Genomic DNA, 22,624 nt, shown 5'->3' with positions numbered 1-22,624 from the left:
GGGAGGGAAAAGGGTAACGTCTCCCACACGGAGACGTTACCAATAAGATTATAATTTATAAAAGCGCCAGCTGGACGTAAAATCCTTTGGCACCGGCTTATTCAACAGGATGGCCCGGAGCATTTCAATGGGCATCATATTCTCCCGGAGCACGGCATCATGATATTGTTTAAACGACATTTTACCACTGTCAACCAGTTCTTTCTTCAGGGCTTCAAACTGCAATCCGCCGATCATGTAAGCAATCTGGTACAAAGGGCTGTAACCGCCCACGAAAGAACGGCGCACTTCTCCTTCTGCATTCGCCCGTTCGTGTCCTACGCGGTCTACGAGGAAGTCGATACATTGCTGTGGCGTCCATTTACCGGTATGATAGTTAATAGAGAAGATGATGCGCGCGCAACGGTGCTTACGCCAGAACAACATACCAACACGGTCTTCCGGCGACTTTGCAAATCCCTGGTCCCATAGCAACCGTTCCCAGTAAAGCGCCCATCCTTCAATCCAGAAAGGCGTTTCAAAGTGACGGTACGTTTTATAGCGGTTCTGCATAAATTCCTGGAGAGCATGTCCTGCCAGCAGCTCGTGGTGAACGGTGGCACGGGAAAAGTGCGGGTTGTTGCCACGCATACTCATCATTTTATCTTCATGGCTCATACTGCTAACGGGATAGGATACACTAAATTCTTCGCCGCCGGTGAAGAATGGGTTCACCAGCTGCCGCTCCGGTGTCATCATGATCATACGCCAGGTTTCCTCTGCGAGAGGCGGCAGGGTTATCAGGTCATGCTGTTTTATAAAATCCACGGACTCGTTGTAGAGCTTCATCATCGCAGCAGGTTGATCTGCCGGGGGCACGTAACTGTTCTTTACTTTTTCCATCGCTGCCTTCCAGTCTGTTCCCAGTCCCATTTCGCGGGTGGCTTTTTCCATTTCCGCGTCGCACCAGGCAAATTCCTTATTGGCAATAGCCAGTAATTCTTCCGGTGTGTAGGGAATCATTTCTTCCTGCAATCCTTTTATCAGCGCGGTTCTTCCGATAGGGTGACCGGCAATGCCGCTGCCGTCTTCCGGCATGCGGGCAGTACTTTTCTCCTTGTTGTTAAAAGCAGTGCTGTAAGTTTTCAGGAGACTGTCCACCTGTTTATACGGAGCCGGCACCCACCAGGAAAACAGCGGATCGTATCCGTTATAAAAAGTAAATACATTGCCCAGTGCTTCCCGTAAACCTCTCACCGTGGAAATGCTGCGGCGAATCTCCGGCAGGGTGAGTGAGCTGTCGTTTTCCAGTTGTTGTCTTTTTTTGATGATTTCCTTTGCCGTTTCGCTCAGCTGGGCGGCCAGTGCGGCTGCATCCGGCTTCTCTCCGCGGCGGCGATGTTGTTCTGCCTGGTAGATCTTATCTGCAAAGGGAAACCATTTTTTCACCTGTGCGCTTTCCTGTTGTGCGAGCAACAGCTCCTCCAACGTCTGTGAAAGCCGGCGTTTAAAAAGCGTGTAATCTACCTGTGCGCCTACATTCAGCGCGGCATACTTCAGTTGTTCCAGCCGCTGCTGATAGCTCTTTACCAGGGTGGCCATGCGGGTGAGTCCTTCCGGTGAGCTGTCTACAAAGTAAAACCGGCGCAGATTACCTGCGTCCGCTTCGTATTGCACCATGATGTTATTCACTTCGCTGGTCTGGAGGTACAGGTCATTATCCGCAGATTGGGCGGAAGTTGTTGCCTGCTGCAACAGCACGCAGGCAAGTAGCATGTATAATTTCTTCAAAAGAGGCATATTTTACTCGTTTATATTTCTGTCTGGCGGATTGATATTCAACAGGTTTTTCACAAAGAAATCGCGGCGTTTAATTCGGCCGTAGGGGCCTCCGTCGCTGTGTCCCATGCCGGGCACCGGCAGGAACTCGAAGGTCTTTCCCTTTTTGATCAGTGCGTTGATCACCCGGTAGGTAGATTCCGGCGGCACATTGGTGTCGGCCTCTCCCACTATCAGGAGCAGGCGGCCCTGCAATTTACCGGCGTTGGTTACATTGGATTGCTCCTCATACTCTTTGCCTACGGGGTATCCCATCCATTGTTCATTCCACCATTGCTTATCCACACGGTTATCATGACAGCCGCAGGAAGCCACTGCTGCTTTATAAAATTCGGGATGGAAGAGCAAGCCGCCCAATGCGTTTTGTCCGCCGGCGGAAGTTCCGTATAGCCCTACCCGTGAGGTATCCACAAAAGAATATTTTTGAGCCAGCGCTTTGATCCAGAGGATGCGGTCCGGGAATCCTGCATCCACGAGGTTTTTCCAGCATACATCGTGGAATGCCTTCGAGCGGTTAGCGGTGCCCATACCATCGATCTGCACTACAATAAATCCGAGATCGGCCAGGCTTTGCATATCGATATAATAGCTCATAAAGCTTTTGGGTACAAAAGCATCCTGCGGACCTGCGTAGATATTTTCCACTACCGGGTACATTTTCGTGGAATCGTAATCCGTGGGCCGGCACATCACGCCCCAGATATCTGTTTTGCCATCGCGGCCTTTCGCGGTGAAAGGTATGGGGAAAGGCACGCCGGTGGCTTCCCAGCCGCTCACATCTGTTTTTTCCAGTACGGTGATCAGCTTACCGTCGGCAGTGCGGCGCAGTTCATTTACCGGTGGCACGTTTACCTGTGAATATTTATCTATAAAATATTTTTTATCGGGAGAAAAGAATGCCTGGTGGTTGCCGGCGGCCGGAGTAAGGTCCAGCAGGTGCTGTCCGCTGAAGTCCGTACGGTAGTAGTGGAGGAAGTAAGGATCTTCGCCGGCGTTCCTGCCTCCTGCCCTGAACCAGATCTCTCTTTTCTTTGCATCCACGCTGTCTATTTCCCTCACTACCCAATCTCCTTTTGTCACCTGGTTCTTAATTTCGCCGGTGAGGGTATTCACCAGGTAAATATGCCGCCAGCCGTCTTTTTCAGACGTCCAGAGAAGTTCATTGGTTTCCGGGAGGTAATGGGTATAGAGGCGCGATTCGTAGATGAAGGAAGGCGTTTTTTCATCCAGTATGGTGCGGGTGTTACCATTGGTGGCATCTACTTCTATTACGCGGAAGCGTTGATGACCACGATCTACTTTTTCATAGAGGAAGTAGCGCGGGTCTTTATGCCGCCAGTGCAGCATTGGGGCATCAAAGAAATCGATCTGTTCTGTTTTTACTTTAGCGGTGGTTTTACCGGCCAGGGTAAACAGGTACATATCGAAGGTGGTAAAAGGATCGCCCGGTTGCTTATAGGGTTGGGAGCGCAGCTGTCCGCGGGTGGTTCCTGCCACGTCGGTGAGTACATAGTACACGGAGGAATCTTCCACGGGGTGAATGCGGTAGCCAACCAGGTATTTGCTGTCGGGCGACCAGGCCAGGGCGCCGTAGTAGTCGCCGGTGGCTTTCCCGTCGGTGGTAAACGGTGTGAGGGCGCCGGTAGCCACTGAGCGTACATACACGTTGCCATCGATGGTGGTGGCTACCCATTGTTTATCCGGGGAAACGCTGTCTGTTGCAAATCCCTCCCAGCGACTGGGCTCATGCTGTCTTACCGGACGTGCGCCTGTATGATTTTTAGCCAGTTGCGCAATTTTTGCGGTGTCGGTGATCACCTCTTTTTTACCGGTGGCAGCCGTCACAAGATAAGCTGTTTTGCTACTGTCATTCCCTGTAATAACATACCAGAACGACTTTCCGTCCGGCATCCAGTTGGCATCCACGTTATGCCGGGAAATGGTTTTCCGGGTAATACTGTCCAGCAGTTGTACCTTTTTATATCGCTGCAATATCTCTGCATGTGAAGGCAGGTAAGGCGTTGGCTTACTTTGCTGTGCGAGCAACAGCCCGGTTGGCAGGCTCCATAAAATCAGCAGGTAAAGAAATCGTTGGTATTTCATAAGTTGTGTTGATCCCCTGTAATTAAATGTACATTGGACAGTTAATATATACTGCCTGTCCGATTATTTTTTAAAAGTACATCAGGCATTGATTAGATTTTAAACGTTTTTTAATAACTTGTTCTCATATCTTCACCTAAATTTGGTTACAATCCCTTCAAAGGTGTTAAAAAAAGAATAATGTAACTACATGAAAGTATTACAGTTTACGATACCTGTTGCGCACGATAAAACCATTATCACACAAAAGGACATATTGCCGGCTTTTTATCCGCATCTTCACCGTCATGAGGAAATCCAGTTAACCTGGATCCAGCATGGCCATGGTACTTTGATCGTAGAAAATAATATGCATGCTTTCTGGTCCAACGAAATATACTGGATAGGCAGTAACCAGCCGCATGTATTAAAAAGTGAGGAACTGCCTTTTGGCAGCAAGAACAAAAAGAATGTGCAGGCACTCACCCTCTTCTTCAACCCGGAAGGCAAGCTGGCGCCCCTTTTCGGGTTACCGGAATTTAAAAAGATAAAGTCTTTTATAGATCAGTCGCAGAACGGGTTTAAGGTACCGGAAGCGCATGTGGTAGAAATCTCCAGCCGGTTGCTGAAAATCCACCAGTCGCAGGGCATTGCGCAGTTCCTTGCATTTGTGGAGCTGATCAATTTCTTTCTTACTATAAAAAACCTGGAGCCGCTGATCACGGGATCAAGATTATCTGCTGTAAATGAGCAGGAAGGTATTCGTATCGGGTATATCTATAATTATATTATGCAGCATTATGATGCGGAAATAAAGCTGGAAGATATTGCACGGGAGGCGCACATGACGCCGCAGGCTTTTTGCCGGTACTTTAAAAAACATACACGGCTAACGTTTGTTTCGTTCCTGAACGAAGTGCGGATCAACGAAGCCTGCAAAAAGCTGGCCGGCGGATCGTATGATAGCATTGCTACCGTGGCCTATAACTGTGGCTTCAACAGCATTGCCAATTTTAACCGGGTATTTAAGAGTATTACCCGCAAATCGCCCCGCAGTTACCTCCGGGAATATGAGCAATTGGAAAACGGGGCACCGGGCACTGCAACAAAATCTGCATAGTATTGATCAAAAAGCGAATAGAATAGCCAGCAAAGTAACTGTAGTTTTAGGGGAGATAAACCTGTAATATCAACCAAACTACGATTCGCTACTATGTCAGACGCTCCTACCTTTAAACCGTCCATTAAACTGCTGGATGCCACCATGATTGTGGCCGGCAGCATGATAGGCTCGGGAATTTTTATTGTCAGCGCAGATATTACCCGTCATACCGGAAGCGCCGGATGGCTGCTGCTGGTATGGCTGATCACCGGTTTTATGACCCTTACCGCTGCATTAAGTTACGGGGAGCTGAGTGGTATGTTTCCACGTGCAGGCGGACAATACATCTACCTGAAAGAAGCTTACAACCCTATGACGGCCTTCCTGTACGGCTGGAGTTTTTTTACCGTGATACAAACCGCTACCATTGCGGCGGTGGGGGTGGCCTTTGCCAAATTTACCGCCTACCTCCTGCCGGTGTTCAGTGAAGAAAATGTGTTGTTGTCGGTAGGCACACTTCATATCACCGCTGCGCAACTGCTTTCCATCGGGGTAATTGTGTTGCTCACTTATATGAATACGCGGGGTATTGAAGGAGGTAAAATGATCCAGACTACGTTTACAATGACTAAGCTGGTGAGCCTTGCGGCACTGATCATATGCGGACTGCTGGCGGTTAAACCGGAAATATGGCAGGCCAACTGGCAGGATGCATGGAAGCTGCACCCGCTTACCACAGATGGCAGTATAGGATCTTACAGTACCATTGCTGCTTTTGGCGCTATTGCTTCTGCAATGGTGGGATCGGTGTTCAGCAGTGACTCCTGGCATAATGTGGCTTTTGTAGGCGGTGAAATAAAGAATCCCCGGAGAAATATCGGGCTGAGTCTTTTTTTAGGAACAGCTATTGTAACCGTCATCTACCTGCTTACTAATATTACTTACCTCGCCGTATTGCCTTTATCTGAAATTGCCCATGCGCCAAAAGATCGTGTAGCCGTTTCCGTATCTCAGGCTGTGTTGGGAAATATAGGTACCGTCATTATTGCCGTGATGATCATGATATCCACTTTTGGTTGTAACAATGGGCTTATACTTGCCGGTGCGCGGGTGTATCATACGATGGCAAAAGATGGCTTGTTTTTCAAAAAAGCCGGTAGTTTAAACCGTTCCGCCGTACCTTCCTTTGCATTGTGGATTCAATGTCTCGTAGCATGCTTATGGTGTCTCAGCGGCCGTTATGGCGATTTGCTGGATATGATCTCTTTTGTGGTGGTGGCTTTTTATATGCTTACTATTGCGGGTATTTTTATCCTGCGGAAGAAGCGTCCGGATGCCGACCGGCCTTACAAAGCATTTGGATACCCGGTGCTGCCGGTGCTGTACATTTTAATGGGCCTGGCTTTCTGCGGACTGCTGTTTGTATATAAACCACGATTTACCTGGCCGGGATTATTTATCACGTTGTCCGGTATACCCGTGTACTATTTCGCCAACAGGAATAAACGTAACGGCGATTCACCTATCTCCCGGAAAGAAAATATAACAACTGCCGAATCTTCTTACTGAATAATGCTGTCAACCAGGGGGACTATTAAAACAGTTCCCCTTTTTTGTTTTCCCTTATAAGCGTATCCCCTACGCCTTTTCAAAGTATTAATATATAATTAATCCAGCATCATAACCGGGCAAAAAACTATACTTGTACATTTACAAAATTCGTTACCTTTCTGACAGAAACTGATACGATGTTATGTAGAGACATGTAATTCCTTTTCTGACGAAGCATTACGACGTGCCATATTGATCATGTGAAAGACCAACTTTATTTCATCACTTTTGGGGATCCGGTGAGTTATGTAAAAAACTGCCTTTAGCGGGCAAATGTGCAATAACGATTTAGCAAATTATTTCAATCACAACCAAAAACACTAAAGCAACAACACGAAAGACAGGCCGTATATCTGTTCCATTCACGTTTCTATTCAAGTTCACGTCTTATTCATTAATTATGAGGTATTCATTCACTGGAAAATTATGCTTTCTGATGGTCTTTCTGTGCGCAGCCACCAGCGCAGTATTTGCTCAAAAGACCCTTACCGGAAAAGTTACCGGAGCGGCAGACGGTGCTCCCCTGCCAGGTGTAAACGTAACTGTACCCGGCACCGCCAGCGGCGCCAGTACCGATACAAAAGGGAACTACACCCTTTCTTTACCACCGGGTGCTAAATCGGTTTTGTTCTCGTTTATCGGCTACGAACCACAAACTGTCACGATCGGTGAACAAACCGTTATCAACGTATCGCTAGCCGCTGCCACCAAAGGATTAGGCGAAGTAGTGGTAGTAGGTTATGGTGTGCAAAGCCGCCGCGATGTAACCGGTACCATCGCTTCCGTAAAAGGATCGGATATCAAAAACCTGCCTGTATCAGACGCCGCACAGGCCATCCAGGGCCGCGTAACAGGTGTGGATATCGTACGGTCGGATGCAGCCCCCGGCAGCACGCCCTCCATCCGCATCCGTGGTACAGGTACCATCAATAATTCAGACCCGCTGATCATTATAGACGGCGTGCCCGCAGGCGGACTTGCAGATGTAAGCCCCAACGACATCGCCTCTATGGAAATACTCAAAGATGCCTCCTCATCTGCCATTTATGGTACCCGCGCCGCCAACGGCGTGGTGATCATTACCACTAAAAGAGGCAACTACGGGGAAAAACTGAAAGCATCGGTCAACTTCTATCGCGGCGTTAGCAATACCGTTCGCTATATCCCGCTGCTCACCGCACCAGACCTGGTGAAACTGAAACAGGAACGCTATACCAACGATGGCGTGCCAATTGAACCTATCTGGCAGGACCCTTATTACGCCACACAACGCACCGACTGGCAAAAGGCATTATTCGGTTCCGGCGATATCACCAATGCGGATGTAAGTCTGCGCGGTGGTAACAGCAGCTCCAATTATATGCTCAGCGCCGGTTATTATAATGAAAATGGTATCATCACCAATTCCTATTTCAAAAGATACTCCGTACGCATTAACTCGGAACACAAGCTGGGTAAGCGTTTGAAAGTAGGTGAAAATCTGCAGCTTACGTACAAACAAAACAGTGGCCCGGATACCTACTCTTCTCAAACAGGTCTTATTTTCAGCGCCCTGCGCTTTAACCCCGCCATCCCCGTTCACAATCCTGATGGCAGCTGGGGCACCTCCAAAGCCAGCAATGAACTCGGCGATATCAACAACCCGGTATACACGGCGGAAACCACCGACACCTGGACAAAAAACTATCGCATGCTGGCCAGCGTATACGCTGAACTGGAAATCATGGATGGCCTTACCCTCCGCGCCAACTACGGCTTTGACGGCAGCATGGTAAACCAGTTCAACTTCGCGCCAAAAGTACTGGACCAAACCAGGGCCCGCGATCATGCGGAACTTTTTAACCGCAGCGAAAGCTATAACAACCAGCTGAGCGAAATTTTCCTCACCTATAATAAAGTGCTGGCAAACGTACACCACCTCACTGTTACCGGTGGCTACTCCCAGCAAACCTTCAATGGTTCCTGGAACCAGGCGGAAAGATGGGGCTTTAATGATGAATCGAAAGACCAGCTGGTACTGAGCAATGGTAATGATATCCACGATGCGAAAGGCAATTACTTTAATGCCAACGCCATTGCATCCGGATTCATCAGGGGCTTCTACGGTTTCAAAGATAAATACCTGCTCACTGTTACCTTCCGTGCAGACGGCTCTTCCAGGTTCGCACCGGATCAGCGTTGGGGCTATTTCCCCGCCTTCTCCGCAGGATGGCGTATTTCGGACGAAAGCTTTTTCAAAGACAACGTAAAAGCTGTCAGCAACCTGAAAATTACAGGCGGCTGGGGACAGCTGGGTAATCAAAACGTTACTGAATTCCAGTACCTCGCACAGATAAACAAAGACCGCCGCTATAACTTCGGGGAAACTTCCTACACCGGCATATGGAATTCCAGGCTCGCCAACCCGGACATTACCTGGGAAAAAGCCGAAATGACCAACATCAGCCTGGAAGCAGGGTTCTTCCAGGATAAACTGACTACCACCATCACCTGGTTTAATAAAAATACCAACGACATGCTGGTACCTGCTCCTGAAATGGACCTCCACGGTACTTCCGCTATCCCCGACCGGAACCTCGGCCAGCTGAATAACAAAGGCTGGGAAATAGAAGTAGGCTACCAGGGCGGCAACGACAAGTTCCATTATAATGTAAGCGCCAACGCTTCGTTTATTAAAAATGAAGTGACCAAACTATATGACCCTTCTTCTTACATCGGCTCTACCCCTTATGGCAGACAGGGACAGGAAATTTCACGCACCTATGTGGGCCAGCCGCTGGCTTCCTACTATGGCTGGAAAACAGATGGAATCTATCAGACAGCAGATGAAATCAACAATGATCCCAACATCAGCAAAGATCCCAACAAAGCCAATATCCAACCCGGTGATGTACGTTTCCTCGACACCAACGGCGATAATATTGTAAATGATAAAGACCGTGTAAACCTGGGCAGCCCCAATCCTAAAATGGTATATGGCATTCAGGCCAGTGCCGGTTACAAAGGTTTTGACCTAAGCCTTTCCTTTGCCGGTGTAAGCGGCGTAAAGCTTTACAACGCCGATAAAATGCAGGGTATGGATCCAAACTATCCGTACAACCTTTATGCAGATGCGCTGAACCGCTGGCATGGCGCCGGTACCAGCAACTCTGTACCAAGAATGACCCTGGGCAATGCCAATCAGAATAACCGTACCTCCGACCGTTTCGTGGAAAGCGGCGATTACTTCTCGCTGAGAAACGCATCGCTGGGTTATACCATTCCATCAAAAGTATGGGGCCGTAGCGGCATTTCAGATATACACGTATATGTGGCCGCACAAAACCTCTTTATGCTCACTAACTACTCCGGCTTAACACCACAGCTGGGTTATAGCGGCTCTTCAGATGGCAGCAAAGGCACCTCCGACGGAAACAGGCAGAGAGGCGTGGACGTAGCCGCCTATCCGCAGGCCAGGACCTTCACCTTTGGCGCTACCCTCAACTTTTAATTCACGGGAACTTTAAATTAATTACTATGCAACGGATCAAATATATATTAGTCGCAACGTTACTCTTTACCGCCTGTAAAAGCGTGCTGGATGTATCTCCCAAAGGAATGTACAGCACCGGTAACTACTGGCGGAATCAAAGCGATGCGCTCGACGGGGTAACCGGTATTTATAATATTTTATTGGAAGAAGATTATACCGGCTTTAATGAGTTTGTATTCGATAACTGCTCGGACGACCAGGTACGCGGCGGTGACCACGATTATGACGGCGTGATAGAAGACTTCACCTATGATGCTTCTACCTACAGCGTAAGAGTAGGATGGAGATGGAAATATGAAACCATTAACCGCGCCAACAACGTGCTGATCTATGTTCCTAAAATTACAGACATCGATCCGGCCATTAAGAACCGTTGTCTCGGAGAAGCACATTTCTTCCGTGCATTCGCCTACTGGCGCCTGTTGCTGATTTATGGTGAAGCTCCTATCATCACAGAAGATGACGTGCTCAAATCTTTCTATAACAAACCCAAAGTAACGGCAGATGAACTGCGTGCCCAGATAGAAAGCGACCTGCTGGCTGCCGCCGACCAGCTGCCTGAAACCTACGATGATGCCAACAAAGGCCGCGTAAGCAAAGGAACCGCCTGGGGCCTGTTATGCAAGCTGTACATGAACTGGTCGAAACTCGACAAAGCCATTGAATTCGGTAGCAAAGTAGTTAGTAATGCAAACTATAAACTGGCACCTAACTACGCGGATAATTTCAGTGTAGCTACCGGCAACAATTCAGAAATGCTGCTCGCCGTTCAAACAGTAGATGGAAACGGCTACTCCGATTTCATCACCTACCATGCACCGCGTAACTGGAACGGATGGAGCTTCTTCTACCCTACTAAAGGACTGGTCGATGAATTTGAAGCAGGCGATCCCCGCAAAAATATCTGCATCATGCAGCCCGGCGACCAGGTGAATATTGGTACCGGTATTGCCACCTACGAAGCGTCGGCTTCCTGGAGTGGCTATCACTATAAAAAATTCTGTAGCTGGAAGCCATCCGGCGGACTGGACTACTCCCTCAAAACACCGCTAATGCGCGCCGCAGATATTTACCTGCTGGTAGCAGAAGCAAAGATCCGCCTAAACGGCCCGGGCGCCGGCGACGCAGAATTGAATGCAGTCCGCAAACGCGCTTCCGCCGCTTTACCCGCGGTAACCAATGCCGGTATGCCAGCACTGATGCACGAACGCAGAGTAGAGCTATGCGGGGAAAACGAGCGGCATCAGGACTTGCTGCGTTGGGATAAGGCAAACCTGGTAGATATTGTGGCGCTGTATAAAAAACCAAAACTGGCATACAATGGTGCTGTGATTACAAGAGGCGGGGCTGCACGCAATTTTACAAAGCCCAAGAACTACTTCTTCCCGATGCCGCAACAGGAAATCGACAGAAGTAAAGGAACGTTGGTCCAGAATCCGAATTATTAATCTTCATTATTCTTTATAACAAAAGAGGGCGTCTCAAATTGAGGCGCCCTCTTTTGTTCTTCAAAAAAACAACGTGGATACTACCTGTTATCAGGTAGACAAACAACCCCGCAAACCAGTATTTTCAATCGAAAAGCCCGTCCGGGTACATTCTTTGAGTATTTTTATGCCAACGAATAAAAATAAAGAGAATGAAAAAATCACTCACATTTATTGCTTTGCTATCCTTCTCCATGATGTTGTTTTCCTGTGGCGGAAAAGATGATGACCCAACACCTGAACCACCTGCCGGTGAATCCACCTGGAAACTGGGTAACTATACTTATACGAGAGGCGCCTCTGCACAAACTGCTACCGGTGCTTTGGTAGGAATGACAGTTACCACCTCTGGTGATGGTGGTAATCATGGCGTGTATTCCGGTAGTTCATTAACGGCTGTTTTTGTGGGGGCATTAGGAGCTGGAAAATATACGCTGACGACCAGCAGTGTTATGTCGGCCAATCCAGCCGTACGTTATATGACACTTAGCTGTGTGGTTGGTACCGCGGTGGCCACAGGCGCCGTTGGTTATGCAGCAACTGCCACCTCCGGAGGCACCGCTGATGTAACGGTAGATGGCAATGGAAAATACCATATTAACATCTCTACCCCGGTAACACTGGTTAAAGCAGGGGTAACAGGCGGAGGGATTCCCGGAGCTCCCAACACCTACACGTTAACGATTAAAAATGCTTATTAACAAGGGGGATTAAATATAAAAAGGGCGCCTCAATTATTTTTGAGACGCCCTCTTCTTTTTATATTACTTCTTTATTTTACAGAGAACTTATATACCGTCGTCTGTGAAAACGTTTCACCTGGTTTCAGGACTACGTTCGGGAAAGACGGTTGATTGGGAGAATCAGGGAAGTGTTGCGTTTCCAGGCAAAGTGCAGCGTTCTGCACATATTTTTGTCCGTTGCGTGTATTCGTGAGCGTGCCATCCAGGAAGTTGCCTGTATAGAACTGAATACCGGGCTGGGTTGTAGCTACTTCCATATATCGGCCGCTGATAGGATCATACAGGGTGGCAATGGTTTCCAGCACACCTTCCTGTTTGTCCAGTACCCAGTTATGATCATAACCGCCTTTTACTTTACCGATATCAGCACCAATCTTTTTGGCAGTAGTAAAATCCATTGGGGTACCTTTTACCGGGTCCAGTTTGCCGGTGGGGATCAGCTTATCATTTACCGGGGTATAACGGCTTGCCTTCAGCGACAGTTCATGTCCGAGGATGGTGCTGTCTTTTCCGGCAGAAAGATTAAAATACGCGTGGTTGGTCAGGTTTACCGGCGTAGGTTTATCGGTGGTAGCCTTGTAAGTGATCTGCAGGGCGTTGTCCGGTGTAAGCGTGTATACAACGGTAGCCTGCAGGTTACCGGGATATCCTTCTTCACCGTCTTTGCTGTTATATACCAGTTGCAGGCTGCTATCGCCCGCAGGAGTGGCAGCCCATACTACTTTATCAAATCCTTTCAGTCCGCCGTGAAGCGTGTTGCCGTTATTGTTAGGAGCCAGTTTATATTCCTTGCCATCCAGTGTAAATTTCGCGTTGGCAATACGGTTGGCGTAGCGGCCTATCAGTGCGCCAAAGTAAGGTTGTCCTTTTTGCTGGTAGCCGGAAAGTGAGTCGTAAGACAATACCACATTGCCTTTCTGTCCTTGTTTGTCGGCAGTAATGATATCCGTGATGGTACCACCGTAGTTCAGGATCTTTACTTCCATTCCGTTTGCATTCTTCAGGGTATACTGCAAAACTTCCTGGCCATCAACCTGGCCAAAGCTTTGCGGACCAGCTGTTACAGCCGTTGCTGTGGAATCCTTACTTTCTTCCGTCTTCGCAGCATTGTTGTTGCAGGAAGCCAGCATGGTGCCACCGGAGATAACGAGGGCGGTTAGCGCCTTAAAGTTCATGTCCATAACGTATTTTGATGTTAAGTGAAAAAGAGTCATTAAATATCGGGATAATCCGGCTAAAGTCAAATATTTTTATTTAAAATTTATTGTCACAAGAACAATTAAAACGCTATTGATTAAAATACGTGTACTTTCTGTCAATAATGGGAAAGTAAGTATACTGCGGGCGAATTAGCTTTAACCTGTTAAATACTGATGAAATGAAAAGACTGATCATTACGGGATTGTTGCTGGCCGGCAGCCTTCCCCTGTACTATAGCGCCTGTGCCCAATCTTATGTACCGGAGTGGAAAGAAAGCAAGATGAAAGTGTTGCCAACAGCCACCATTAAAGCATATCCCTTCCCGATAACGGAAGTCACCCTCCTGGATGGTCCCTTTAAAACGGCCATGCAGGCGGATGCCCGATACCTTTTAAAGATAGATCCCGATCGTTTGCTGTCGGCTTTCCGCACCAATGCAGGACTGCCAGCCAAAGGGAAGCAATATGGCGGCTGGGAAACCGGCGGACTCGCAGGCCACACAATGGGACATTATTTATCGGCCTGCGCCATGCAGTATGCGGCTACTAAAGACACCGCCTATCTTAACCGCGTGAATTACCTGGTAAGCGAGCTGGCCCTGTGCCAGCAAAACCGCCGCAACGGCTACATCGGGGCTTTCCCCAACGATAATAAGCTCTGGTCCGAAATTGCTGCAGGAGATATCCGCTCCAGGGGCTTCGACCTCAACGGCGGCTGGTCGCCCTGGTACACCGTACACAAAATTATGGCCGGGTTACTGGATGCATGGCTTTATTGCAATAACGCCGAAGCATTACAGGTAAACAAAGGCATCGCCGACTGGACCGGTAACATCATCAAAAACCTGTCGGAAGAACAGATGCAGAAAATGCTGATCTGCGAATACGGCGGGATGGCGGAAACACTGGTAAATACTTACGCCCTCAGCGGTGATAAAAAGTACCTCGATCTCTCCTACCGCTTTTATGATAAACGTATTCTCGATTCCCTGGCTATCGGGAAAGATATCTTACCCGGTAAACACTCCAATACCCAGATCCCTAAAGCCATTGCCAGCATCCGCAGGTATGAGCTGAATAAAGATCCCAAAGACGCCGCTATTGCCCGGTATTTCTGGGAGGTAGTAACCAGGGATCACTCCTATGCCAACGGCGGTAACAGCAACTATGAATACTTCGGGCCTGCAAGACAGCTCAATGAAGCGCTGACAGACAATACCACCGAAACCTGTAATACCTATAACATGCTCAAGCTCACCAGGCACCTGTTTGCACTGGAGCCACAGGCGCGTTTAATGGACTACTACGAAAAAGCATTGTACAATCATATTCTTGCTTCACAACATCACGAAACCGGCATGATGTGTTACTTTGTTCCGCTCCGCATGGGTGGCCATAAAGAATACAGCGATGAGTTTGAAACCTTTACCTGCTGCGTGGGTTCAGGAATGGAGAATCATGTAAAATACGGCGAAAGCATCTACTACCGCGGCGCCGATGGCAGCCTGTTTGTGAACCTCTTTATTCCTTCCATACTTGAATGGAAAGATAAAGGCATCAAAGTAAAACAGGAAAACAACCTGCCGGCAGATAATCGTGTAACCCTCACCGTTAGCACAAAGAAAACAACGTCATTTACCCTGCGCATCCGTAAACCGGTGTGGGCACGCCCGGGTATTACGCTGAAAGTAAATGGTACTGAACAATCATTACAAACAGATGAAAGCGGTTACTTCATTATTACACGGAGCTGGAAAAACAACGACCGGGTAACGCTTACCCTGCCAGCCGATGTTTATACAGAAGCACTTCCCGATAATCCCAACAGGCAGGCATTATTTTATGGTCCGGTGTTATTATCCGGTATTCTCGGGGAGAAAGAACCCGATCCGGTAAGCGGCGTACCCGTACTCGTAACACCCAATCAGCAACCCGGTACCTGGATCAACCGTACCGATGATCATAACACTTTACTTTTCCGCACTGCCGGTACCGCGCAACCAAAGGATGTTGCACTCACTCCTTTTTACCAGACCCGCAATGAATACTACACCGTATACTGGGATGTATTTACACCGCAAAGCTGGGAGGAGCAACAGGTGAAATATGCTGCTGCCAAAAAAGCGCAACAGGAGCTGGATGCACGCACAACAGATATTCTTCGCCCGGGTGAAATGCAACCGGAACGTGATCATGAATTCACCGGCGAAAAAACCAGCACTGAAGAAGAGCACGGACGTAAATGGCGCATCGCCTGGCCCGGAGGATATTTTTCCTTTAACATGAAGGTAGATCCCAACTCCCGTCATTCGCTGCAATGCACTTACTGGGGCATGGATAACCGGGGCCGCACCTTTGATATCATCGTAGACGGCACAACCATTGCTACAGAAGATATCAACAAATTCAAGGAAAGCAGGTTTTATCCTGTCTCTTACGCCATCCCTGAACATCTCACAAAAGGAAAGCAAAGCGTGAATATCCGTTTTGTACCAAAAGCCAATAACAGCGCAGGTCCGCTGTATGGTTGCAGAATGGTAAAAGAATAAAGAAACAGGCGTTAGCGGAGTGGTCCCGCTAACGCCTGTTTTATTTCCCTGCCGCCGGTATATGCGCTTCAGATCACTATTTATTTATCTTCACCCTGATCACATAAAAAGACCACGGCGCTATATCCGTCCGGATTGTTTTTCCTTTGATGTCTATATTTTTTTCTTCCGGAGAGATGCTGGTGGGCTGATCCAGCGAATTGAGGCCCTGAAGGTCATTGCTTCCCAGGGTAATTAACCTCCCGTTGGCAGCAATGCTTTTTACACCCTGCACCGCCACTGCTACAGGCTTAACAGTAGCAGCAGTATTTATCAGTTTTATCACCAGTTCACCAGTGGCCTTATCTACTACCGTAGACGCATATACGCTATCCTGTCCGCTGATCACCTGGTTGCCTTTCAGCATTGGCACCACATCAGTGCCTTTGTTATTAGCATACAATTTCTGTACATAGTAGTTAGGCGTGCCATAAGAACGCAGGTTATCAAACCAGATGAGATCGGGCGACCACTGCCATCCGTCCACATGCGCCAGCAGGGGGGCGTAGGAAGCCATTACCACCAAATCGGCATTACGCTCCAGTCCAGTCATGAAGGCGGCTTCTGCCAATGCAGACTGCCAGTTGTTTTTATTTTCGCCATTGTTTACTCCTTTGACATGCGCTGCATATTCACCGGCAAAAATCTTCGGACCTTTACGGTCGTAGGAATCATAGCGTGCTGCATTACTGAGGAACCATTCCGGGGAACTGTAGTAGTGCTCATCGAGGATATCCGCATTCAGTTTACGCAGCGTATCGTTGAGGAAAGTAAATTTATCACCGTCCGGACCGGGGCCAAGACTATTCACCAGCTTAATATCCGGGTATTTGCTTTTAATGGCTTTTGCAAAAATGGTGTAGCGTTCTACATATTGCGGCCCCCACTGCTCGTTGCCTACGCCCATCATTTTAAGGTTAAATGGCGCCGGGTGGCCCATCTTTGCGCGCAGTGCGCCCCACTTTGTATTTACATCGCCATTCGCAAATTCAATCAGGTCCAGTGCATCCTGGATATAAGGATCCAGTTCATTTACGGCTACCACTTCCGCGCTGTTAAACTGGCAGGCCATGCCACAGTTGAGGATCGGTAACGGCGACGCCCCTATGTCTTCCGACAGCTGGAAGTATTCAAAGAAGCCAAGTCCGAACGACTGGAAGTAATCCGGCGTAGCGCGATGCGCAAATTCGTTGTTCCAGCGGTTGATGATCAATTCGCGGTCGTTCACATCTCCTACTGTTTTTTTCCACTGGTAGCGGTTTACCAGCTCCCGCCCTTCCACGATGCAGCCACCGGGAAACCGGATAAAGCCGGGATGCAGGTCGGCCAGCAATTGTACCAGATCGGCGCGCAGCCCGTTGCTCCGTTCCTTCCAGGTATGTTGCGGGAACAGGGATATCATATCAACATCTATTACCCCCTGGCCGCTGAAAGCTACCTTCAGTTTGCCTTTTGCCGCTGCGGCGGTGGCGGTGAAACTGGCTTTATACTGTTGCCAGCTGCTGCCGTTGGGCGCTACGGTGGTACTGCCTATTTCTTTACCGGCATCATCCAGTAACGTAACGGTAAGCTTTACGGCGGCGCCTTCCTGTTGACGGGCATACAAAGAGAAATTGTACTGCTCGCCGGCTTTAATGCCCATACCACGGAAACCTTCATTCACTATTTCAAAGCTACGTGTAGCCGGCATCGTTATCCTGGCAAAACGGGGATTGGAGGGATGCTCTTCCTTACGGTTAAGAACCAGTATCTGCCCGTTGGATACCGCATCCTTTGGAATGCTCCAGCCCATGAGCGGCGTACTGAATTCAAAAGAACGGTTCTTGACCAGCTCCGCATAAATACCGCCGTCAGCGCTGAGGTTGATGTCTTCAAAGAAAATACCCCACATGTTGGGCGATACCGGCGTTTTTATTTCGCCGGCCTTCACCGTGAAATTCAGTGGTTGCTGCGCTGCTAACGGGATCGTATATATGCCCGTCAGCATGGTGAATGCCGCAATAATACGTTGTGCTTTCATATGTAATTATTCCAGTTTTTTCTTGCCCGGAGAGCGGTACCATTATTATTCAATGGCTTCCCGCAACTGCATGGAGTGCATTTGTTCTTTTCATAACGGAAATTCATTCTTTACACAGGATACTGATATCCTGGTGGAATACACCGGAATTTACGAAGACTGCTCTAAATTGATCCTGCCTGTTAACGGCACCGGACAATGGCATCAGATTATGGCACCTTGCGTTTCAATTGTCAATTAAACAACTATGTAATATTGGCTAAAAAGTGTTCCGCGGGAACACGACGATCGATTATTTCTACAACAAGACTAAATTAAGGGATCTTTTTTAATTGTCAAAATTACAATTAAATATTCCGGGCCCTCCCTCACCCTCCATTGTTATGCTGCAGCATGTGCGGATCAGGCACAAAGTTCAGGAAGGCATGGAAATTGGCGTTGTATTTTTTCCGGTCGATCCGGTAGTAAAAGGCGCCCTTCTTGGAGCTTAGCTTGTCTTTGTCCGTAAGCTTTACCAGCAGTTTGGTAGACAGGATCTTGCGGCTGAAATTACCCTTATCAAAAGAGATGTTGTAAACAGATTCGTAGAGGTGCTGTAATTGAGGAATGGTGAACTTGCCCGGCAACAGTTCCAGCAGCAGCGGGTGCAATGCGGCTTTATAGCGCAGCTTCTCCTTTGCCAGGTCAACCATCGCTTTATGATCGAAGATCAGGTCCGGGTGATGGTTAATAGGAAACCATACGGCGTGGAAATCTTCATTCAGCTGCTGTTTGTATTTCTGGATATCGATCAGTGCGGTATAGGCAACTGATACGGTACGTTCCACGGTGTCACGGGAAGGAGAACTGAAAGTATGGAGCTGCTCCATATAAATGCCATCCAGTCCGCTGAGATTTTTCAGTACCCTGCTGGCGGCATCTTCAGCGCTTTCGTGTTCCTGTATAAAGCCGCCTACGAGGCTCCACTGCCCTTTACAGGGTTCAAACCCTCTTTGTATCAGCAGCAGTTTCATTTCCTGGCCATCGAACCCAAAAATGATACAATCAACGGCGAATAATAACCGGGTCTGCTGCGAATATCTTTTCATAACGATAAATTAGGCGGTGAAAGTACAAATTAATGGCGGGTATTTTCAAGGGTTTTGTCTTGCCGTGGCAAAACAAAACCCTTGAAAATCTTACCAGAACTTGATGTACAAAGCAGATAACAACAGCAATGTAATTACAATCAGCACGGTAGTAGCCGGGGTGATCTTAAACATGGTCTTATCAAGTACAAAGGCTTTCGGATTCACTTTTGGTCCCGCAAAGCTGATAGCGATCATTACGATCATGGTAAACATAAAGGCCAGTCCCATACAGATGAGGAAAGGAATTTCGTACCCGCCTTTGCCATTTGGATAAGCGGTATAGAAAATAGTTTCATGACCGAGTACGGCAGGTGCAAACTGGTTGAAGAAAACACACAGCGTGAAGCCGGTAATAACCCCTGCTACCGCAGCGGCGCCGGTAGTGCGTTTCCAGAACATGCCCAGCAGGAACATGGCAAATACGCCGGGGCTGATAAAGCCGGTATATTTCTGGATAAAGGTAAATCCGCCTTCTCCGCCAATACCCAGTAAATCGTTCCAGGTAAAGAGGATGCCCAGCAACATGGCAGCTACCACGGTGATGCGACCGGTCCATACCAACTTTGCTTCAGAGGCATCCTTCTTAATATATTTACGGTAAATATCCAGTGTAAAAATAGTGGAGATACTATTGGCCTTACCTGCCAGAGATGCTACAATGGCAGCGGTTAACGCCGCTATAGATAGGCCTTTCAGCCCGGACGGCAGGAAGCCGAGAATTGCTGTATAGGCGCCGTCTTTACTGGACAGGCCAGGCAGGTGGCCATTTTTTTGCAGCACATATGCCGCAATACCCGGCAGCATCACAATGATGGGCATCATGAGCTTCAGTAAACCCGCAAAGAGGATACCGTTACGGGCAGTTTGCAGATTGGCTCCCAGCGCACGTTGTGTGATGTACTGGTTGCAACCCCAGTAGTTGAGGTTCACAATCCACTGGCCGGCGGCATACATCAGGATGCCTGGAAGCACCAGGTACTTGTTGATATATTCCTGCGAAGAATTAGCATCAGGCTTTGCGAGGATCATATGAAAGTGATCCGGCGCATCTTTCATAAGGGCGTTGAAACCAGCCAGGGCGTCGTGTCCCAGGCCAAACTTTTCACTCACCAGCGTTAAGGCCATGTAGGTAGTTGCCAGTCCGCCGATGATCAACACCCCTACCTGGATCACATCTGTATAACCGATTACTTTCATACCACCAAGCGTAATGATGATGGCAAATACAGAGAGCGCAATCATTACCACATGCAGGTATTCCCCGCCTAACAGGCCGTTGATGGCCAATGCGCCGAGATATAAAATGGAGGTGAGGTTAACGAACACATAGAGAAATAACCAGAAGATAGCCATGATCAATGCTACCGTTTCATTATACCGCGTTTTCAGGAACTGCGGCATGGTATAAATTTTATTCTTCAGGTAGATAGGAATAAACCAAACTGCAATAATGATAAGAGCGATCGCGGCAACCCATTCATAGGCCGCTACAGCAATCCCAACGAAATAGCCATCTCCGCTCATGCCGATAAACTGCTCCGCAGAAATATTTGACGCAATCAGTGAAGCACCAATTGCCCACCAGGTAAGGGTTCCCTCAGCGAGGAAGAAGTCTTTTGTATTCGTTTCTGTTTTCTTTTTTCGTCTGTATATCCAGTAACCATATACGGAAACAATAATGAAATAAGTAATGAAGACGAGTATATCGCCGGTGGAAAGGATGTTTTGCATAACGGGCAGTTTATTTGCTTTTGCTTTAAGAAGATGGCATGTTATAAAGCAGCCGGCGGCGATGCCCAAGCACCTGCCGCCGGTGGGTGGAATTATTTATAGGATACATCGTTCCAGCGCAGTTCATTCTTGAACTCGCGCAGGTCGGTATTCTTCCCTATCAGTGCCAGTTCAATACCTGCCATTTCTGCAAAGTCCTGCATATGTGTGGAGGTAAGGTTTTGGCTGTAACAGGTATGATGGGCGCCACCGGCCAGTATCCAGGCGGTGCAACCTTTCTTCATGTCGGGATAAGGCTTCCATAACACGCGGGCTACGGGCAGCTTCGGCAGATCCTGTGGTGGTTCCACCGCTTCTACTTCATTTACCAGCAGGCGGAAACGGTTGCCCATGTCTACTAAAGAGGCGTTGATAGCCGGTCCTGCAGCGGAGTTGAATACCAGTCTTACCGGATCAGCCTTTCCACCTATGCCCAGCGGATGCTTCTCGCATGATGGTTTTCCGCTGGCAATAGACTCACAGATCTCCAGCATATGGGATCCCAGCACCATTGGATTAGACGGATCAAAGTGATAGGTATAATCTTCCATGAAAGAGTTGCCGCCGGGTAAACCGCTGCCCATTACTTTCATGGCCCGCACCAGCGCCGCTGTTTTCCAGTCGCCTTCACCGGCAAAACCGTATCCGGCTTTCATCAGGCGTTGCACTGCAATGCCCGGCAGCTGTATCATACCGTGCAGGTCTTCAAAGGTATCGGAGAAGCCCTTGAAGTTTCCATCTTCCAGGAATGCTTTCAGGCCGAGTTCTATGCGTGCTGCATCTTTCAATGCAGGGTCCTGCAGCAGTGCGGAAGATATCGTATATGCGTCACCGTATTCTTTTACGAGGGAAGCCACGGCTCCATCGGAAATACCATTGATCACACTTACGAGATCGCCTATACCGTGGGTGTTGCAGGAGAAGCCCAGTTTGGACTCTGCCTCTACCTTATCGCCATCGGTTACTGCTACGAAGCGCATGTTATCACCAAAGCGAACAAAGCGTGCGCCCTGCCAGTCGTGCCAGCCGGCGGCTACCCTTGCCCAGGCGCCCAGTTCATCCAGTACTTCCGGGTCCTGCCAGTGACCGGTGATCACCTTGCGGCTCATGCGCATGCGGCTCATCATAAATCCGAACTCACGATCGCCGTGCGCGCTCTGGTTCAGGTTCATGAAGTCCATATCTATTTCGCTCCAGGGGATATCCCGGTTGAATTGGGTGTGCAGGTGGCAAATGGGTTTGGATAATGCTTTCAGGCCGCGGATCCACATTTTGGCCGGGGAGAAAGTATGCATCCAGGTGATCACACCGATACAGTTGGGAGCAGCATTAGCTTCCATGCATACGGCGTATATTTCATCGGGTGTTTTTACAGTAGGTTTGTAAACCACGGTAACGGGTATACGTGCATCCTTATGCAGGGAGGCGGCTATTTCCTGGCTGTGAGCGGCTACCTGTTTCAATGTTTCTTCTCCGTACAGGTGCTGACTGCCGGTAACGAACCAGATCTCGAAATTTTTCAGATTAATCATGTTGCTTGGT

Annotated in this window: 13 protein-coding genes; 6 read left to right on the top strand and 7 right to left on the bottom strand. The window is 48.5% G+C overall.

The window, feature by feature from the left end; all coding sequences use genetic code 11:
- Positions 1 to 48 precede the first annotated feature (48 nt).
- Entirely contained in the window at positions 49 to 1,779 is a 1,731-nt protein-coding gene (locus V7S65_RS03515) for a DUF885 family protein (RefSeq protein WP_445223248.1), read from the bottom strand.
- A 3-nt stretch (positions 1,780 to 1,782) separates the two neighbouring features.
- Positions 1,783 to 3,921 (bottom strand): S9 family peptidase, encoded by a 2,139-nt coding sequence (locus tag V7S65_RS03510; protein ID WP_079468199.1) that lies wholly within the window; start codon positions 3,919 to 3,921, stop codon positions 1,783 to 1,785.
- A gap of 190 nt (positions 3,922 to 4,111) precedes the next feature.
- Here V7S65_RS03510 and V7S65_RS03505 point away from each other — a divergent pair, with 190 nt between their 5' ends.
- The 5 genes from V7S65_RS03505 to V7S65_RS03485 all read left to right on the top strand — a co-directional run bounded on the left by V7S65_RS03505 (position 4,112) and on the right by V7S65_RS03485 (position 12,333).
- Positions 4,112 to 5,020, top strand: coding sequence for an AraC family transcriptional regulator (locus V7S65_RS03505; protein ID WP_079468200.1), 909 nt, complete (start codon positions 4,112 to 4,114; stop codon positions 5,018 to 5,020).
- A 93-nt stretch (positions 5,021 to 5,113) separates the two neighbouring features.
- Positions 5,114 to 6,571, top strand: coding sequence for an amino acid permease (locus V7S65_RS03500; protein ID WP_111578839.1), 1,458 nt, complete (start codon positions 5,114 to 5,116; stop codon positions 6,569 to 6,571).
- Positions 6,572 to 7,049: 478 nt separating this feature from the next.
- Entirely contained in the window at positions 7,050 to 10,103 is a 3,054-nt protein-coding gene (locus V7S65_RS03495) for a SusC/RagA family TonB-linked outer membrane protein (protein WP_159454183.1), read from the top strand.
- Between the two features lie 26 nt (positions 10,104 to 10,129).
- Positions 10,130 to 11,593 (top strand): RagB/SusD family nutrient uptake outer membrane protein, encoded by a 1,464-nt coding sequence (locus V7S65_RS03490; protein WP_111578840.1) that lies wholly within the window; start codon positions 10,130 to 10,132, stop codon positions 11,591 to 11,593.
- A 191-nt stretch (positions 11,594 to 11,784) separates the two neighbouring features.
- Positions 11,785 to 12,333, top strand: coding sequence for a hypothetical protein (locus V7S65_RS03485; protein WP_336386173.1), 549 nt, complete (start codon positions 11,785 to 11,787; stop codon positions 12,331 to 12,333).
- A 71-nt stretch (positions 12,334 to 12,404) separates the two neighbouring features.
- On the opposite strand, the gene V7S65_RS03480 is transcribed toward V7S65_RS03485, so the two are convergent.
- A complete protein-coding gene (locus tag V7S65_RS03480) occupies positions 12,405 to 13,556 on the bottom strand; it encodes an aldose epimerase family protein (protein WP_336386174.1) in 1,152 nt (383 codons plus the stop codon).
- Positions 13,557 to 13,753: 197 nt separating this feature from the next.
- Here V7S65_RS03480 and V7S65_RS03475 point away from each other — a divergent pair, with 197 nt between their 5' ends.
- Positions 13,754 to 16,123 carry a beta-L-arabinofuranosidase domain-containing protein gene (locus V7S65_RS03475; protein WP_336386175.1) on the top strand — a complete coding sequence of 790 codons (2,370 nt, stop codon included), beginning with the start codon at positions 13,754 to 13,756 and terminating at the stop codon, positions 16,121 to 16,123.
- 76 nt (positions 16,124 to 16,199) lie between these two features.
- Here V7S65_RS03475 and V7S65_RS03470 read toward each other — a convergent pair whose 3' ends face one another.
- From V7S65_RS03470 to araA, 4 genes are all read right to left on the bottom strand, one after another.
- Positions 16,200 to 18,182, bottom strand: a complete 1,983-nt coding sequence (locus V7S65_RS03470; protein WP_336386176.1) for an alpha-L-arabinofuranosidase C-terminal domain-containing protein — start codon at positions 18,180 to 18,182, stop codon at positions 16,200 to 16,202.
- A 368-nt stretch (positions 18,183 to 18,550) separates the two neighbouring features.
- Positions 18,551 to 19,270, bottom strand: coding sequence for an NUDIX hydrolase (locus V7S65_RS03465; protein ID WP_079468207.1), 720 nt, complete (start codon positions 19,268 to 19,270; stop codon positions 18,551 to 18,553).
- Between the two features lie 90 nt (positions 19,271 to 19,360).
- A complete protein-coding gene (locus V7S65_RS03460) occupies positions 19,361 to 21,043 on the bottom strand; it encodes a sodium:solute symporter family transporter (protein ID WP_079468208.1) in 1,683 nt (560 codons plus the stop codon).
- Between the two features lie 92 nt (positions 21,044 to 21,135).
- On the bottom strand, positions 21,136 to 22,614 hold the full coding sequence (araA, locus tag V7S65_RS03455) for an L-arabinose isomerase (RefSeq protein ID WP_079468209.1): 1,479 nt from the start codon (positions 22,612 to 22,614) through the stop codon (positions 21,136 to 21,138).
- Positions 22,615 to 22,624 lie beyond the last annotated feature (10 nt).

The organism is Chitinophaga sp. CCNWYY40, from assembly GCF_037483205.1.
Lineage (GTDB): Bacteria > Bacteroidota > Bacteroidia > Chitinophagales > Chitinophagaceae > Chitinophaga > Chitinophaga ginsengisegetis.
This window is presented reverse-complemented; position numbering and strand designations above follow the sequence as displayed.

What these genes read in the sequence shown, in the direction of transcription:
- V7S65_RS03490 (WP_111578840.1), top strand. Translation starts at nt 10,130, where the DNA reads ATGCAACGGATCAAATATATATTAGTCGCAACGTTACTCTTTACCGCC.
- V7S65_RS03505 (WP_079468200.1), top strand. Translation starts at nt 4,112, where the DNA reads ATGAAAGTATTACAGTTTACGATACCTGTTGCGCACGATAAAACCATT.
- V7S65_RS03460 (WP_079468208.1), bottom strand. Translation starts at nt 21,043, where the DNA reads ATGCAAAACATCCTTTCCACCGGCGATATACTCGTCTTCATTACTTAT.
- V7S65_RS03485 (WP_336386173.1), top strand. Translation starts at nt 11,785, where the DNA reads ATGAAAAAATCACTCACATTTATTGCTTTGCTATCCTTCTCCATGATG.
- V7S65_RS03495 (WP_159454183.1), top strand. Translation starts at nt 7,050, where the DNA reads ATGGTCTTTCTGTGCGCAGCCACCAGCGCAGTATTTGCTCAAAAGACC.
- V7S65_RS03470 (WP_336386176.1), bottom strand. Translation starts at nt 18,182, where the DNA reads ATGAAAGCACAACGTATTATTGCGGCATTCACCATGCTGACGGGCATA.
- V7S65_RS03475 (WP_336386175.1), top strand. Translation starts at nt 13,754, where the DNA reads ATGAAAAGACTGATCATTACGGGATTGTTGCTGGCCGGCAGCCTTCCC.
- V7S65_RS03515 (WP_445223248.1), bottom strand. Translation starts at nt 1,779, where the DNA reads ATGCCTCTTTTGAAGAAATTATACATGCTACTTGCCTGCGTGCTGTTG.
- V7S65_RS03480 (WP_336386174.1), bottom strand. Translation starts at nt 13,556, where the DNA reads ATGGACATGAACTTTAAGGCGCTAACCGCCCTCGTTATCTCCGGTGGC.
- V7S65_RS03500 (WP_111578839.1), top strand. Translation starts at nt 5,114, where the DNA reads ATGTCAGACGCTCCTACCTTTAAACCGTCCATTAAACTGCTGGATGCC.
- V7S65_RS03510 (WP_079468199.1), bottom strand. Translation starts at nt 3,921, where the DNA reads ATGAAATACCAACGATTTCTTTACCTGCTGATTTTATGGAGCCTGCCA.
- V7S65_RS03465 (WP_079468207.1), bottom strand. Translation starts at nt 19,270, where the DNA reads ATGAAAAGATATTCGCAGCAGACCCGGTTATTATTCGCCGTTGATTGT.
- araA (WP_079468209.1), bottom strand. Translation starts at nt 22,614, where the DNA reads ATGATTAATCTGAAAAATTTCGAGATCTGGTTCGTTACCGGCAGTCAG.